Raw genomic sequence first — 16170 nt, forward strand, 5'->3', positions numbered from 1 at the left:
ATGATGTGAACTGTTTTTATTATTTTCCCGCATGCTTACCGGATTTATCCTGGCTTACCTGCTGATCACCGTGCTTATCGGGCAATGGGCGGCGCGCAAAGTGAAGAGCGCGCGCGACTTTGTGGTGGCGGGCCGCAGCCTTCCATTGGGGATCAGCACCTGCGTGATATTTGCCACCTGGTTCGGCTCGGAGACCCTGCTCGGTTCCACCAGCGAATTTTCACAGCACGGTTTACTGGGCGTGATGGAAGATCCCTTCGGCGCGGCATTATGCCTGTTGCTGGTGGGGCTTTTTTATGCCCGTAAATTATACCGCAGCAACCTGCTTACCTTTTGCGATTTTTTCAAAGTACGATACGGGCGCAAGGCCGAGGTGATCTCCGCCTTGCTGATGATCCCCTCCTATTTCGGCTGGATAGCGGCACAGATCGTTGCGATGGGCATTGTGGTGAATACCGTGATGGGCATCGACCCGGTGATCGCCATGATCGCCAGCGGCGTGATCGTCATGGCCTATACTTATGCCGGCGGCATGTGGTCCGTTTCCGTCACGGATTTCCTGCAAACCATCATGATCGTAGCCGGTATCGTCGTGATCACCTGGAGCGTGGTGCAGGATGCGGGCGGTTTGCAAACAGTTGTGGAACGTGCGCCGGAGGGCACCTTCCGCTTCTTCCCGGACCGTACCTGGGAGGGATGGATGCACTATGCCGCGGCCTGGCTCACGATAGGCCTTGGCTCCATTCCCCAGCAGGACGTGTTCCAGCGGCTGATGAGCAGCAAGAGCGAACGGGTGGCGCAGCATGCTTCTTTCATCGGCGCAGCCATGTACCTCGTCATAGGCCTGATGCCCCTGCTGATCGTGCTGTGCGCACAGCAACTCTATCCCGCGCTGATGCAGGACCATGAGAAAATATTGCCGAACCTCGTATTGCAGCACGGTTCGCTGTTCCTGCAGGTGCTGTTCTTCGGCGCTTTGCTCTCCGCTATCATGAGCACTACCAGCGGCGCCATCCTGGCCCCGGCAACAGTATTGGGCGAAAACATCATCCGCCCGCTCTTTTCCAATATCACCGATAAAAAATTCCTTCGCATCATCCGCCTGTCCGTTGTTATCGTTTCCGCGCTGTCCATGCTGATGGCGCTGAGCAGCCAGGATATCTACGAGCTGGTGGCCTCTTCCTCGGTGCTGAGCCTGGTATCGTTATTTGTGCCGCTGACGGCCGGACTGTATTGGAAAAGGTCGAATGAAGCGGGGGCTATCCTGTCTATTCTCGCGGGAACAGCGGGTTACCTGCTGAGCCTGGCCGCGGAAACAACGGTGCCGCCTTTGTTCGTTGGCCTGGGATGCAGTATAGCGGGAATGCTGGCGGGTACTTTTGGATGGAAAACACCTGTTGCGCAAACGGAATAATGGCCTGTCTACTTCAGCCAGTCCGTATATTTCTTTACCTGTTTGATGAGTTTGAGGAACTCCGCCCGGTACCCTTCTTTATCCGGGCCCCGTGACCGTTTAGCCATGTCCGTTACCATCCGCACATTTCCTTCTCCTTTGTATTGCGATTTGCGCAGGAGCATGCCAAAAAGGGCTACGGAGGCGGCAAAGCGGAAATCCGGCGAAGCTGCGGAAAATGCGGCCGGGCGGCCGGGAACGGGCCGCTGCAGGTAATGCCGCATGGTATCATTCGGTTGCCGGTACCATATTTTTACATCCGCCAGCATGCCTTCCTGCGCCGGAAGCACGGGATCGATCTCGTACATCGCTACCACGCAATGCCCGGAGCCTACGATGCCGCCTACGATCCTTTCCCCGTTGCTGTTATCTTCCTTCAATATCCTGTTCTCATACCCGATCAGCCGGTAAGCGTTTACCCTGGCGGGATTGAAGTCCACCTCCGCCCGTACGTCTTTCGCCACGGTGAAAAGCGTGCTGCCAAATTCACGGGCAAACACCTTGTTGGCTTCTTCCAGGTCATCGATATAGGCGAAGTTGCCATTTCCTTTGCTGGCCAGGCCTTCCAGTTTTGAGTCCTTGTAATCTTTCATGCCAAAGCCCAGGCAGGTAAGCAATACGCCGCTTTCTTTTTTCAGCATGATGAGGTCTTCCATATCCTGGTCACTGGTCTGCCCCACGTTAAAATCCCCGTCTGTGGCCATGATCACGCGATTGTTGCCACCGGGTATGAAATTCTCTTCCGCGATCTGGTAGGCCATCATGATGGCGGCCTCCCCGGCTGTGGCGCCTCCCGCGCTGAGATAATCGATGGCATTGAGGATCTTCTCTTTCTGGTGTCCGGGGGTGCAGGGCAATACCAATCCGGGCGTACCGGCATAGGCCACGATGGCCACCCGGTCCCGCGGCCGCAGGTTCCTCACCAGCACCCGGAAGGCTGCCTGCAACAGGGGCAGCTTGTTATAGGTGCCCATGGAACCGGAGATATCTATCAGGAATACCAGGTTGCTCGCAGGCAGGCTGTCCATTTCAATCTGCTGTGCCCGCACGGCGATCTGCAGCAGCTGGTGATCTTTGTTCCAGGGGCATTCCGTATAATGGGAATAAATAGCAAAAAGGCTGTCTGGCTGCGGTAAAGGGTAGCTGTAATGGAAATAGTTGACCAGTTCTTCGATCCGCACGGCATCAACGGGAATGGGTTTGCGCAGCTTTACAAAACGCCGCATGTTGCTGTATGCAGCCCTGTCCACATCGATCGCAAAAGAGGAGACACGGCTTTTGGCGCTTTCCACAAATTTGTTTTCATACAGCTTGCCGTAGGTTTCATCAAAGAATGTGACGGCTCCCATGCCGATATTGCCATAGTTGGGGTTTGTGCTATGGGCAAACCTCGCCCGGGCCTTTGCTTTGGCAATGTCCGCGGAATTGTCCGTCTTCTGATCCGTTAAAGGGCTCAACTCTATGAGCATGCGATCGTGATGTTGCAGGGGCACTATCTTCGTCCTGTAGCCGGGGTGTTCAAAAACAAGGCGGGTGCTGTTATCGGGAATGTCTATACGAAAAAGCCCATACTGATTTGTCGTAACGCAGATGGTATCCTTGTCAATACAGATCTTCACGCCAGGTACAGGGCTACGGCTGATGCTGTCCTGTACCGCCCCGGTGACCCATCCTCTCTGTTGTGCCGCTGACATCGTACTTCCGCATACCCAGAGGAGCAGCATGAGGAACTTATGCATCTTATTTTTGTCTCATACAACGATACATGAAATTAAGAAAATATTTAATCAATTGGTTCTCCGGCGATAGAATTACCGGATTTAGATAGATAATTCTCCTTTTATTCGCTCAACTGGTAGATCTCGGGCAGATTGCGGCCCAAACCGTCATAATCAAGCCCGTAGCCGAGCAGGAACTTATCCGGTACGGAAAAGCCGAGGTAATCGATATGGATGGGATGTGTGGTGGCAGCGGGCTTGTGCAGCAGGGCGGCTACCAGCATCTGGCTGGGCTGCTGGTGGCGCAGCTGGGGGAGGAACTGGCTGAGGGTCTTGCCGGTGTCTACGATATCCTCCAGGATCACCACCGTCCGGCCGTACAGGTCTTCCTCCAGCCCGATGGCGGTGATGACGTTGCCGGTGGATTTGGTGCCTTTGTAGGAGGCCAGTTTGATGAACGATATTTCCGCTTCAATGGTCAGGTATTTGAAGAGGTCGGCCGCGAACATGAACGAGCCGTTGAGTATGGCGATGAACAGCGGCTTTTTGCCCTCCAGGTCGTGGCTCAACTCAAATGCCAGTTCCCGGATACGTTGCTGTAGTTCGGCTTCAGCGAGGTAAGGCTCAAACCGCTTGTCGTGTACTTGTATCGTCATGGTATTATTTTCGAACAATCAGTTGCTGGCCGATCCTGATACCGTTATCAGACAGGTTGTTCCATGCCTGTAACTGGGCCACGGTAATGTTGTATTTCTTCGAAATACTGTATAGTGTTTCTTTTTGCGCGACAATATGATACTGCCCTGTACCACTGTTGGTGCCGATCTTCTTCAGTTCTTCGACCATTTCCGGGGGCAGGCCGGTCTGCTTCGGTGTGGCGGCAGGTTGTTGCGCCACCGGTGCGGCGGGGGCTGCCGGGGTTTCGGGCGTTGATGCCTGCGGGTTACCGGCTTTCTCTATTTCCTCCCGGATATCCCGGATGATCTTGCGGGGTTCCAGGTCTTTATGCTCATCCGCTTTTACAACAGAATGGCTGCCCAGTTTCGGTTTAACGGAAGCATACCCGTCCAGCACGATCTTCTCGCCTGCAGCCGGCTGCTCTCCTTCCTGCATTTTATTCCGCTTGCGAAGCCAGCGCAGCTGTACGCCTTCCGCCTGCGCAATATCGTGCAGGGTTTCACCGGGCGCCACGATGTGGTAATCGTTCTTCCCTTTTTTATGCTTGCTCTGCAGGAAGATCAGCATGTCTTTTTCCAGCGGCACATCTGTAGCCAGATCATTCATTTTAAGCAGGTTGCTGAGCCGGATATTTTTTGCATTGGCTACCTGTATCAGCGCGGTGCCTTCTTTTACATAGACCACTTTGCGGCCATTGATCCTGAATTCCGTGTGCTGCGGGTAATTGACCTTTGCGGGGGCATTATATTCCCGGGCAGCGGGCGCATCCTCCGGCCTTTGCACCGGCGGGCCCGCAAACACCGGACCCTGGGGCAGCGCCTTGTTGCTCATGGCCAGCGTCGTGTATTCCTGCAGGTTATACTTCTCGATGATCTGTATCAGCTGCTGCGGGTAAGTTCTGCTGGTGGCATATCCTGCTGTTTTCAAACCATATGCCCAGGATTTGTAATCATCGGCGGCATAATCGAACAGGAATTTATACCGGGGATTGTTGCGCAGAAAATCGGAATGATCTTTCCAGGATTCCTCCGGCGAATCATATTTGCGGAAACACTCTCCCTTGGCATCATCGTCATAGTTGACGCTCTTGCCGGTCCAGTTATTCTTGCATTTGATACCGAAGTGATTGTTGGAATTAAGCACCAGCCAACCGTTACCGGACTGGGTTTCCAGGATGCCCTGCGCCAGCTTGATGGCTGCGGGAACGCCTGAACGGCGCATTTCTTCCATGGCGATATGCTTATAGCTGTCGATGTACTGTGTGGTGCTGACACTTTGCGCTGCAGCCGTTGTAAAGGCGCAGATCACCATACAGATCGCCAGGCAGTATGACTTTACTTGCATGAATATGTTGAATTTAATGGGTCTGTTTCTTGCGGATCAGCATCAATCCATCGCGCAATGTAAGCAGCATTGTTTCCGCACGTTCGTCCGCCACCGCTTTTTCCGCAAACCGGATCATGGCCTTGGCGTTATTGCTTTGCCCGCTTTCCGGCAACACCACTTCTCCATGATAAAGCACATTGTCGGCCAGCATGAAACCGCCGGGGCGAAGCTTTTCCCACACCATGTCGTAGTACCCGGTGTAGCCTGCTTTATCCGCATCGATGAATACCAGGTCAAACACTTCATCCAGTTGCGTGATGATCTCCGCGGCCTTACCGGTATGCTGCACGATCTTGTCCCCCAGCCCCGCTTCTTTGAAATAGCGGGAAGACATGGCTTCCAGTTCTTCATTCACATCTATCGTATGCAACACGCCGTCTTCCGTCAGCCCCTGAGCGAGACAGATAGCCGAATAACCGGTAAACGTGCCGATCTCCAATATCCGCCGGGGCTTGATCATCTGGCTGACCATCGTCAGCAAACGCCCCTGTAAATGGCCACTGAGCATGTGAGGCTGAGCTATTTTCAGGTATGTTTCACGATGCAAACGATAAAGCAATTCCGTTTCCGGGGTACTGTACCGTTCTGCAAACGCCTGAATGTCCTCTGGTATTACCTCCATGCCCTTTTTTTTACAAACCTACGCAATTTTTCGGCTGCAGATCAGAAGTTTGGCCGCAACTTGTTGGTGGTGTAGAATACCCGGAAGTACTCCACCACTTCGTCAGCCGTATCAAATACTTTCAGCAGATCCAGATCTTCCGGATGGATATTGCTTTCCTTTTTCATCATCACCGTATCGATCCATTCCAGCAAGCCGGACCAGTATGCCTTTCCTACCAGCACCAGCGGCGTTTCGGTCATTTTTTTTGTTTGTATGAGCGTGGCTACTTCAAAGAACTCATCCATTGTGCCGAAACCGCCGGGCATCATTACAAATCCCTGTGAGTATTTGGTGAACATCACTTTGCGTACAAAGAAGTAGTCGAAGTTGATGCTCTTGTCGTAGTCGATAAAAGTGTTGGGATACTGTTCATGCGGCAGGGAAATGTTCAGCCCCACGCTTTTTCCGTTGGCTTTCTGTGCGCCTTTATTGGCCGCTTCCATTATGCCCGGGCCGCCGCCGGAGATGATCCCGAAACCGTCTGTTGCCAGCCGTTCCGCCACTTCACAGGCCAGGTCATAATACGGATTCCCCTCCCTTGTACGGGCGGAACCAAAAATAGATATACAGGGACCGATCTTTGCCAGTGTTTCAAACCCTTCTACAAATTCCGCCATGATCTTGAAGATCTGCCAGCTGGAGTGGGCTTTGGTTTCCGTCCAGTCGCGTTCCTTCAGGTTCTTTAAAGACTCATTCATCTGCAATTCTTTTTATTCACTAAACTACAATTTTTTAAGGGAACGGGCTGCGCTGCGGCGGTCAGGTGTTGAGAACAACGGAGTCCTGCAATAGCGGAAGCGCTCCGGATGCATGCCCTGAAGGCGGTAAGGCGATGACAACAACGACCAAATATAAAATATGGAGACCAACGGCGCCGTTGGAGCCCGCTACCGGTGCGGTATTCGCATCACTAGTATAGCTGAAAAGACAGCGCCGCAAACGACTACAAACCAATATTCACGCCACCGGAGAAAATGGGACGGTTCATATAAGGCGAATTACTGTCCTGCAGCACATCATAGAGTATCATGATGGTGAGTGCGGAATTGCCGCCGATCGGCTGGGCATAGCCACCTCCGAGCAGGAGGCTGGGGGCATAGTAATTATCTTTTGTAACAATGCGCTCTCCGTCATAAGTAGTACGTTTCACGGAGATCCTGTTATATTCAGGCTGGGCGTGCAGAAAGAATTGCTGGAAAGGATAAAAGCGGGCGAACACACCGCCGCCAAAAATGGAATAGTTGTTCCGTTCAAACACATCTCCATTAAAGTCCCGGAATTTCTGCGCGGCATATTGTGCATTGATATTCACGCCTGCGGCAAACATAGGCGAGAAACGGTAGCCGATCAGCGGAGATACATTCACGAAGGTATAATCCCCGATGGAGAAACCAAGCGCGCCGCCGAACATCAGCCTGCTTTTATCAAAGCCGCGGGAACTGTCTGTTACATAACCCTGCGCGGATGCGGTCAAAGCGCTGACAATGAGTATAACGATGAAGATCGAACGTTTCATGGCTAGTGTTTATATCCGGCTAAATTATCGGTTTTCTGCGAAACGGCACAGCCAACATCCTGTTAAAAAGACGGGCAAAGGGAAGCTCTCTGCGCCCTGCCGAATGCGCGGTTAGGATAAATGCCGGTATAGATAATGCTCAGCTCGTATGCGCCCTGGCGGCTGTTGGCCACGGCTAGGTTGGAAGATGTTACATCGTAGTTGAACATGAGGCGTACATTGCTCATCTGATAGCCTACCACAAAGGGGAAAGCATCTTTCACACGATAGTACAACCCGCCGAATACCTGCTTGTCGCCGTCCCCGGAAAGGTTATAGGCGGCATATCCGCCGAACATCAGTTCGCTGGAACCGGCCTGCTGCGCATAGTATGCGCCGGGGTTCAGGATGATGTAATCGCTCATCTTCAGGCTGGCGTTCAGGAAACCGATATACCGCGGCTCTATCTGGTTATTGCCGCTATAGAACGTTTCCCGGGGCTTGTTGACGTGGTGTACGGAAAAACCGCCGTTGACATATACCAGGTCATTCGGAAAAAATGCGTAGTTCATACCTACCTGCATATCAAAATAACCGATCGCGGAGTTGTTGATCGGCTCACCGGAAACCATCTGTGAATCGAAGAACTGGCCGTTCCATTGGGTACCGAATGTTAGTTTGTTGAGGTCTACCCTTTTATTGGCATACCCTACGTTGAAACCTGCGGAAAGCAGGCTGCTCTGGCCCATCAGCTGGTGATAGGCAATGGAGCCGTAGGCTTTGGTGGAAGTAAGATTGCCGGTACCGGCCACATCGCGGAGCAGCAGACCGCCAACGCCCACCCAGCCATAATTCAGCTGGTCCCTGAACAGCTGCAAATCACCGAAGAGGGACATGGTTTTGTATGGCACCGGAATGGAAGCCCATTGGTTCCGGTAGTTCAGCCCCACACGGTAGTTGCCATCAGGAATAAAACCGGTATTGGCAGGATTGGTAGAAAGCGGCGAGTTGTAGAACTGCGAGAAGTGCAGGTCCTGGGCGGAGGCTGAAACAGCTCCCGTCAGGCAACAAACCAGGATCATATGGCAGGCAATCTTTCTCATAACCAAACTATCTTAATAAAGTAACATTCCCCGTTTTGGTCACCCGCTCCCCGTGACTGAACTCGATGTTCAGCACATAAGCGTAGGCGTCCATGGGTTGGATGGCGCCGTTGAAACGGCCATCCCATCCTATCTTCTGATCGTTGGAGACGAACAGCAGCTGTCCCCAGCGGTTAAAGACCTTCATTTCATATTTGCTGATCCCGAAACTCTTGACTTCCCATACATCGTTGATACCGTCCCCGTTCGGAGAAAAAGCCGTAGGCACATCAAACAGCGGATTCACGATCGCGCTCACCATCTGGCAGGTGGTATCATGGCAACCGAACTCCGTTTCCGCGATCAGGCAAACCTGGTAGGTGCCTGTTGCGACGTACTGGTGCGTTGGATTGACCATGGATGATGTATCCCCGTCACCAAAATCCCACCAATAACGTGCCGCACCTGTAGAAGTGTTGGTAAAAACATGCGGCGTGTTCTCCACGGGTGTTACGGGCTGGTAGGTAAATCCTGCTACCGGCAGCGGTAACACGGTGATATACATGGAAGTATCGTCCGTTACGTTACAGGTATTCGGGTCCGTAGCCATCATCGTTACCAGGTAACGGCCGGGCTGGGTGTAGGTATGGGTGGGGTAAATATCTGTGGAAGTACTTCCATCCCCGAAGTCCCACCGGAAGGTAACGCCCCCTTTCGAGGTGTTGTCGAATACCGCGGTGTAAGGTACGCAGGCGCTGTCCGGCACCTCGAAGAGGGCGAAGACGTTGGCGGCTACACGCAGCTGGTGCGTGATCACTTCCGGCGCGTTGCAGTAATTCGTATCCACAAGCGTCAGCGTTACATTATATACGCCTTCCGCGGCGTAACTATGGGTCTGATCGCTGCCATCGGTCGTAACCGGCGGTGTGCCGTCACCAAAATCCCATACGAATGACTGGTTGGTGAACGGTTTGCCGGGAGGCGCCTGTGACAGGTTGGTGAATTCGTAATTCAGTTCCGTACAGGGGTCCAGGCGGCGTTCGGAAAAGTCTACCGTAGCCTGATCGGACCGCACCCGGATGTCCAGGTAAGCGGTGTCCCGGAGGTTACAGCTTGCCGGGTCATATTTGATCATCATCACGGTATAATCGCCTTCAACATTATACGTATGGGTGATGGTGGGGCTGGCATTGGTGATCTCCGGCGATCCGTCGCCAAAGTTCCATATCCAGCTCTGCGCCGGTACATTGGTGGTATCGATGAAGGTGATGGTAGCCGGTACGCAGTAATTATTTTTCCGTTCTTCCGTGGTCAATCCGGCCCGCACCCCGTCCAGGTTAAACGCTATCTTGAGCGCACCGAGGTTGCAGCCATCGGGGATACCGCTGTTGTATGCGCCGGGCGTGGTGGGGAAGCGGGGCTTGTTGCCGGTGCCGCAGGCGGCGCAGATGGCCTGGTAGATCACGCCATTCTGGTCGAAACGGCTGGTGCCGCCGTCCACATGTTCAGCAAGACCGTTGCCGCCGTAAAAGGTGCCGTACAGGATGCCGAGTGCATCGCGCTGCATCACAAAGAAATAAAAGTCGCTGTTATCCGAGCTGGGTTTGCGGGCATCGGGCGTTGTCGGCAGCCCTGCCGTGCCGGAATTGGAAAAGTTATTGCCGGAGTTCAGCGAGCCGCCCCAGCCGGACACGTACACATTCTGGCAACGGTCTACCAGGAAGGCTACGGGAGAGAGACTGGGCTGCGCCGCCGCCTTTCCGAAGGTGGTGGAATAGATGAGGGCAGACAGGTCCGGCCGCAACTTGGTAATGAACTGTTTGGAATTGTCGTTATAAAAAGTGGCGGTGCCGGTGGGTTGCTGGATGGGCCAGTTGCCTTCCGTAGTACCCATCACGTACACATTGCCATCCCTGTCCAGCTGAATGCCATACACCTGGTCCGCCCGGCTGTTATCCGAGCCCATGAAAGTGGATTGCAGGATGGACGCCCCGTTACCGGAGATATGGGTGATATAGCCATCGCAGGCCCCGCCCCTGAATGCCGGGTACACGCTGCCCGGGCGGGCGGGAAAGTTGCTGCTGGCGGTGCCTCCGGCCACATATACCGTGCTGCCGCCATTCACGGCCAGCACATATGCGGCATCCTCAGCGCTGCCGCCGAGGAAGCTCGCCCATTGCACCCGTACGTTCGGTGTCAGCTTGATCACCACCCCATCCTGACGGCCGCCGCCGTAAGTGGGCTGGAAAACGCCTGCTGTGGCGGGAAAGTTGGTGGATTGCGTGGAGCTGGCAATATAGATCGCGCCGGTAGCGTCGATCACTACTTCACTGCGCGCATCATCGCCATAGTTCCTTAATAACACATCGGTCGGCCCTTTTTTATCCGGGCGCATGTTCACCCCGTCATTGCTGTTGCCGCCGATGCGCACGGAGCCTACCAGGCCGGTGCCTGCGGCATTCAGCTTGGTAACGGTAATATCAAAGCCGCCGCCGGGACCATAAGCCGTATCTACGGGAAAATTGCCCGAGTTGGTCCTGCCGGATATCACGAGCTGGCCCTGTGCATCCACAAAAAGACTGTGCGGCTGATCTTCGCCGTTGCCGCCGATATAGGTGGAGTATATGATCTGGGTGCCGGCGGGATTGAATTTGGTAATGGACATATCGAACTGGCCGCCATTGAAGGAATTGTCGTACGCACCGGTAGACACGGGATACCCGGTATTAAAAGCGATACCCCCGGCGTAAAAGTTGCCCCCGGCGTCGTACGTGGCCGTGAAGCCCCAGTTATCCGCCCGGGAACCGGTGAGCGTGGCGAATACCACGGTAGGGTCTATTACGAGCGGGTATTTGCTGTCATATTTGCCGGATACTTTGAAGCTGACCGTTGTTCCGTCCAGCTGATAAGATACGTTCACGCGCTGCCGCTGACTGTTGATATACTGGTATGCGAAGGGCGCCAGTTCGATGGCTTCCCCTACGGAGGTCTGTACATGCAGATTGCCCTTTTTCAGGGAAAGGGAAGTAGCGCCGGAATAGGCGAACCGTATCTGGTCCGGGTTGCCGCCGGGATGTACGATCAGGTCGTATTTCATCTGGCCGCTTTCGGAATAGACCTGCAGATCGATACTCCGGTATAACTCCTTGTAGAGCAGACTGGTATATGAACCGATGCCAGACTTCCACCTGGAGCGGTCGTTGCCGAGCATATAGGTGATATTGTTCTCTCTGACGGGTTTTGAAGGGATGATCTCCGGGTCCGGCAGGGTATTGAGAAAGCGGAGGTCGTACGCATGGCCTCTGACGGGCTGATGCGGTATGCCGCCGTTCACGCCGGTGCTGCCGCCGTTAGCCGGCAGTTTGCCGGGGAGATTAACATTACCGGGATCCGGGAAATAGATCGGTTTGCCGCCGGCGGAATCTTCCATATGCCCGTGATTCAGTTCAGGGACGCGCATCAGGTCTTCCTTGCTCAGCAACAGGAACCGGAACCCGTCCTTCTTTACAAATATGCTGGCAGAACCGAGATCCGCGCGGTACTGAAAATCGCCGGGCCACTGGCCTTTGTTCTCAATATATTCGAGTGGTGAAAAGTTGCTGCTGCCTCCCTGCGCCCAGGCAGGCACGCCCGTCAGGAACAGGATACAGACTTGCAGTACACAGAAAAGGCCGGTAGGGCGAGTAGATTTCAAGCGGTTCTGATTTTTAAGATTGTCCCAGTTAAAGTAATATACTTATTTTAACGGTTTGTTACCTCACTTTGTTACGGTTTGCCCGGGATATTTGGCAGATTGAGTGGCGGCCGGCGGGTGATGAACATTTCGGTAAAGGCAAGCAACAATTTCATGATCAATCCTCTCCCGCCGGCACATCCAGGATTACAACGTAAAAGCGGTCAGGATATTTTACTCCATGCGGATTTTGACCGTTGGCTGGCGAGATAGTCGTGAAGCGGTTTATTTTCAGGCAGTTCCAGTTCGGGGTCTTCTTCCAGTATCTTTTCGGCGGATTCCCTGGCAGCGGCCAGCATGGCGCGGTCCTGCACAATATCGGCCAGTTTCAGGTCCAGCAGCCCGCTTTGCCGGGTGCCTTCGATATCCCCCGGCCCCCGCAGTTCCATATCCTTTTCCGAGATCACGAACCCGTCGTTGGTCTGTACCATTACCTTCACCCGTTCCTGCGAGTCCTTCCCGATCTTGTTGCCGGTCATCAGGATGCAATAACTCTGTTCCGCCCCCCGGCCAACGCGGCCCCGCAGCTGATGGAGCTGCGACAGGCCGAAGCGTTCGGTGCTTTCTATCACCATGACGGAGGCGTTTGGCACATTCACCCCTACTTCTATCACCGTAGTCGCCACCATGATCTGGGTATCGCCGGTAACGAAGCGGTGCATATTGGCTTCCCGCTGGTCCTGCGGCTGGCGGCCGTGCACCATGCTGATGTAGTATTTCGGTTCGGGGAAGAAGGCTTTCACTTCTTCATATCCTTTGGTCAGGTTCTCGTAATCGAGGTTGGCGGATTCTTCGATAAGGGGGTACACCACGTAAGCCTGGCGGCCCTTTCTTACCTCCTCTTTGATGAAGTCCATCACCTGCGGGCGCTGGTATTCCGTGCGGTGCACGGTAGTGATGGGCTTGCGGCCCGGCGGCATTTCATCGATGACGGAAACATCCAGATCCCCATACACGGTCATGGCCAGTGTGCGCGGGATAGGCGTGGCCGTCATCACCAGGATGTGCGGCGGGGTATGGTTCTTTTCCCAGAGGCGCGCGCGCTGAGCTACGCCGAAGCGGTGCTGTTCATCTACGATGGCCATGCCCAGGTGAGAGAACTTCACTTCTTTTTCCAGCAGGGCATGGGTGCCGATGAGGATGTGTATGCTGCCTTCTTCCGTTTGTCTGAGTATCTCTTTGCGGGCCTTGCCTTTGATGTTCCCGGTCAGCAAAGCCACTTTCACCGGCATGTCTTTCAGCAGTTCCGATATGCCTTTGAAGTGCTGCTGCGCGAGTATTTCGGTCGGCGCCATGAGGCATCCCTGGAAACCATTGTCCAGCGCCATCAGCAGGCTCAGCAGGGCCACCATGGTCTTGCCGCTGCCTACATCCCCCTGCAGCAGGCGGTTCATCTGCCGGCCGGTCATGGTATCTTTGCGGATCTCTTTGAGCACGCGTTTTTGTGCGCCGGTGAGCGGGAAAGGGAGGTGATCGTTATAAAAAGTATTGAATATTTCGCCTACTGCGCCGAATACAAATCCCTGGCTGATCTTGTGGCGCCTGACTTTGAGGCGGCAGATGCGGATCTGGGCGAGGAAAAGCTCTTCGAACTTCAGCCGCCGCTGCGCCTGTTTCGCTTCTTCTTCCGATGCTGGCAGATGTATCCTGAAGAAGGCCTGTGCGCGGGGCATCAGGCGAAACTGTTGCAGCACGGGGGCGGGAATGTTCTCTTTTATTTCGGGGAGGGAAAGCTGTTCCAGCAGGTTGCGGGTAAGTTTTCCTATAGCCTTGGCCGTTAGCCCGCGGGCTTTGAGTTTTTCGGTGGTGTAATACACCGGTTCAAGATGCTGTTTACCGGAGGCGGTCTCTTCGGTGAGCAGGTCCATTTCAGGGTGCGCCATCTGCACTGTGCCGTTGAATTGAGACACCCTGCCGAATACCAGGTAGGCCACGTTCTCCCGCAGTGATTTCTGCATCCATTGCCAGCCCTGGAACCACACGAGGTCCATGCGCCCGGTCTCATCCTGCAGGGTGGCCACGAGCCTTTTTCCTCTCTTCTCTCCCACTACTTCCATATGCACGATGCGCCCGCGTATCTGTACATAGTCCTCAAATCCGCTCAGGTGGCCTATCCGCTCCACTTTCGTGCGGTCCACATACCGGAAAGGATAATACTCCAGCAGGTCCCGGAAAGTATGCATATTGATCTCCTTGCGCAGCAGTTCACCCTTCTGCGGTCCTACGCCTTTCAGGTATTCTATCGGATTGGGCAATATGGAGGTAATGAGCGTCAATAACGGTTTTTAAATCGAGTTACGAAGTACGGCATTTTCAGAACAAAAGGCAACAGCCGGGGGATATGGTACGAGGATTGATCCGGCCAAAAAGTACGGGAAGGGCCCGGCGGTTGCGGTACCTGTACCGCTCCGGAGGACAGGCGGTGCTAACAGAACCGTTTCCCCGAAGCCAAACAAAGAGGGGGCGTATCAGCTGTTGATACTCCCCCTCTCTATGATGTGATGATGCGAATTTACTTTAACGGTATATCATAATTATTCTGCGATGGCTTCCACTTTACCTTCCACGAACAGTTTCATCCATTCGGAGGTAACGGATTTCGGTCTTTCCAGGGAGAGGCCGAGGGCGCGGTCCCAGCAGAGGGAGGCCAGTACGCCGAGGGCGCGGGAAACGCCGAAGAGCACGGTATAGAATTCATATTCCACCAGTCCGTAATGTACGAGCAGCGCACCGGAGTGGGCGTCCACATTGGGCCAGGGGTTCTTGACCTTGCCGAGGTCCTTCAGGATGTCCGGCACGGTTTCATACACGAGCCATACGATGCGCACCAGTTCGTCATCCGCCAGGTGTTTTTTGGCAAATTCCATCTGTGCGGTAAAGCGGGGATCGGTCTTGCGCAATACAGCGTGCCCGTAGCCCGGTACTACTTTACCTTCGGAAAGTGTTTTCTTCACATATGCTTCGATCTGCGCTTTGTCCGGCATGCCGCCACCCAGCTCTTCACGCATACTGAGTATCCATTTGATCACTTCCTGGTTGGCGAGGCCGTGCAGGGGACCGGCCAGTCCGTTCATACCGGCGGCGAAAGAGAGATAGGCATCGCTCAGGGCGGAACCTACGAGATGGGTCGTGTGGGCGCTGACGTTACCACCTTCGTGGTCTGCATGGATCACCATGTACAGGCGCATCAGTTCCTTGAAATCATCGTTCTTGTAGCCGAGCATATGGGCGAAGTTGGCCGCCCAGTCCAGCATCCCGTCCGGCTGGATGTGATCGCTGTTCTTGTATTTGCGGCGGTAGATATAAGCGGCGATACGGGGGAGCCTGGCGATAAGATTCAGGGAATCTTCATACATATAGCTCCAGTACTCCTTTTTGCTCATCCCGTCTGCATAGGCTTTTGCAAATACGGATTCCGTCTGCATGGCCATAACAGCAACGGTGAACATGGTCATGGGGTGAGTAGAGATGGGCAATGCTTCGATGGCGTCGAACACATGGTTCGGTACATGGGAGCGGCGGCTGAGCACGCTGCTGAGGTTCTGTACATCGGCTTCTGTGGGCAGTTCCCCGATCAGCATCAGGTAGAACAGGCCTTCCGGCAGGGGTTCATTTCCACCGGCGGCTTTGGGGAGGTGTTCCCGCAGCTCGGGGATGGAATATCCGCGGAAACGGATACCCTCGTTCGCGTCCAGCAGCGAGGTTTCTGTCACCAGGCCTGTAATTCCGCGCATACCCTGATAAGCCTGCGCCACAGTAACTTCATCTATTTTCTTTGTGCCATGATTCTTGAGCAGGTCCTTAACTTCTGCGCTCAGCTCATCTGCTTTTGCCTTGAATTTCTCTTTTATATAACTCATTTTCCCGCAATGATTTAGAAAAATTAACGAATTCGATCAATGTACAAAAGTAACGATTAATCGCATAAACAGTATCCCTGAAAGCAGATTTAACGTATTAT

Annotated in this window: 11 protein-coding genes; 1 reads left to right on the forward strand and 10 read right to left on the reverse strand. The window is 54.0% G+C overall.

The genetic code is table 11. The annotated features are described in order from the left end of the window. The first annotated feature begins 31 nt into the window (after positions 1-31). Entirely contained in the window at positions 32-1414 is a 1383-nt protein-coding gene (locus FW415_RS23505; protein WP_148389547.1) for a sodium:solute symporter family protein, read from the forward strand. Positions 1415-1422: 8 nt separating this feature from the next. Here FW415_RS23505 and FW415_RS23510 read toward each other — a convergent pair whose 3' ends face one another. From FW415_RS23510 to FW415_RS23555, 10 genes are all read right to left on the reverse strand, one after another. Beyond that, the gene (locus FW415_RS23510; protein WP_148389548.1) at positions 1423-3192 is read right to left on the reverse strand and encodes a von Willebrand factor type A domain-containing protein; all 1770 of its coding nucleotides are present in this window, start codon (positions 3190-3192) and stop codon (positions 1423-1425) included. A gap of 101 nt (positions 3193-3293) precedes the next feature. Continuing rightward, a complete protein-coding gene (hpt, locus tag FW415_RS23515; protein WP_148389549.1) occupies positions 3294-3827 on the reverse strand; it encodes a hypoxanthine phosphoribosyltransferase in 534 nt (177 codons plus the stop codon). 4 nt (positions 3828-3831) lie between these two features. Next, a complete protein-coding gene (locus FW415_RS23520; RefSeq protein WP_148389550.1) occupies positions 3832-5193 on the reverse strand; it encodes a glucosaminidase domain-containing protein in 1362 nt (453 codons plus the stop codon). Positions 5194-5206: 13 nt separating this feature from the next. After that, positions 5207-5857, reverse strand: a complete 651-nt coding sequence (locus FW415_RS23525; RefSeq protein WP_148389551.1) for an O-methyltransferase — start codon at positions 5855-5857, stop codon at positions 5207-5209. A gap of 41 nt (positions 5858-5898) precedes the next feature. Next, positions 5899-6597, reverse strand: coding sequence for a TIGR00730 family Rossman fold protein (locus FW415_RS23530; protein WP_148389552.1), 699 nt, complete (start codon positions 6595-6597; stop codon positions 5899-5901). Positions 6598-6842: 245 nt separating this feature from the next. Continuing rightward, entirely contained in the window at positions 6843-7415 is a 573-nt protein-coding gene (locus FW415_RS23535) for a hypothetical protein (RefSeq protein ID WP_148389553.1), read from the reverse strand. Between the two features lie 62 nt (positions 7416-7477). Continuing rightward, positions 7478-8497 (reverse strand): PorP/SprF family type IX secretion system membrane protein, encoded by a 1020-nt coding sequence (locus tag FW415_RS23540; protein ID WP_148389554.1) that lies wholly within the window; start codon positions 8495-8497, stop codon positions 7478-7480. Between the two features lie 7 nt (positions 8498-8504). Further along, on the reverse strand, positions 8505-12170 hold the full coding sequence (locus FW415_RS23545) for a PKD domain-containing protein (RefSeq protein WP_148389555.1): 3666 nt from the start codon (positions 12168-12170) through the stop codon (positions 8505-8507). Positions 12171-12373: 203 nt separating this feature from the next. Beyond that, complete coding sequence (gene recG, locus FW415_RS23550) at positions 12374-14485, reverse strand: ATP-dependent DNA helicase RecG (protein ID WP_256378901.1); 2112 nt, start codon at positions 14483-14485, stop codon at positions 12374-12376. Positions 14486-14743: 258 nt separating this feature from the next. Beyond that, positions 14744-16069 (reverse strand): citrate (Si)-synthase, eukaryotic, encoded by a 1326-nt coding sequence (locus FW415_RS23555; RefSeq protein ID WP_148389556.1) that lies wholly within the window; start codon positions 16067-16069, stop codon positions 14744-14746. Between the last annotated feature and the right edge of the window lie 101 nt (positions 16070-16170).

The organism is Chitinophaga sp. XS-30, assembly GCF_008086345.1.
Taxonomy (GTDB): Bacteria; Bacteroidota; Bacteroidia; order Chitinophagales; family Chitinophagaceae; genus Chitinophaga.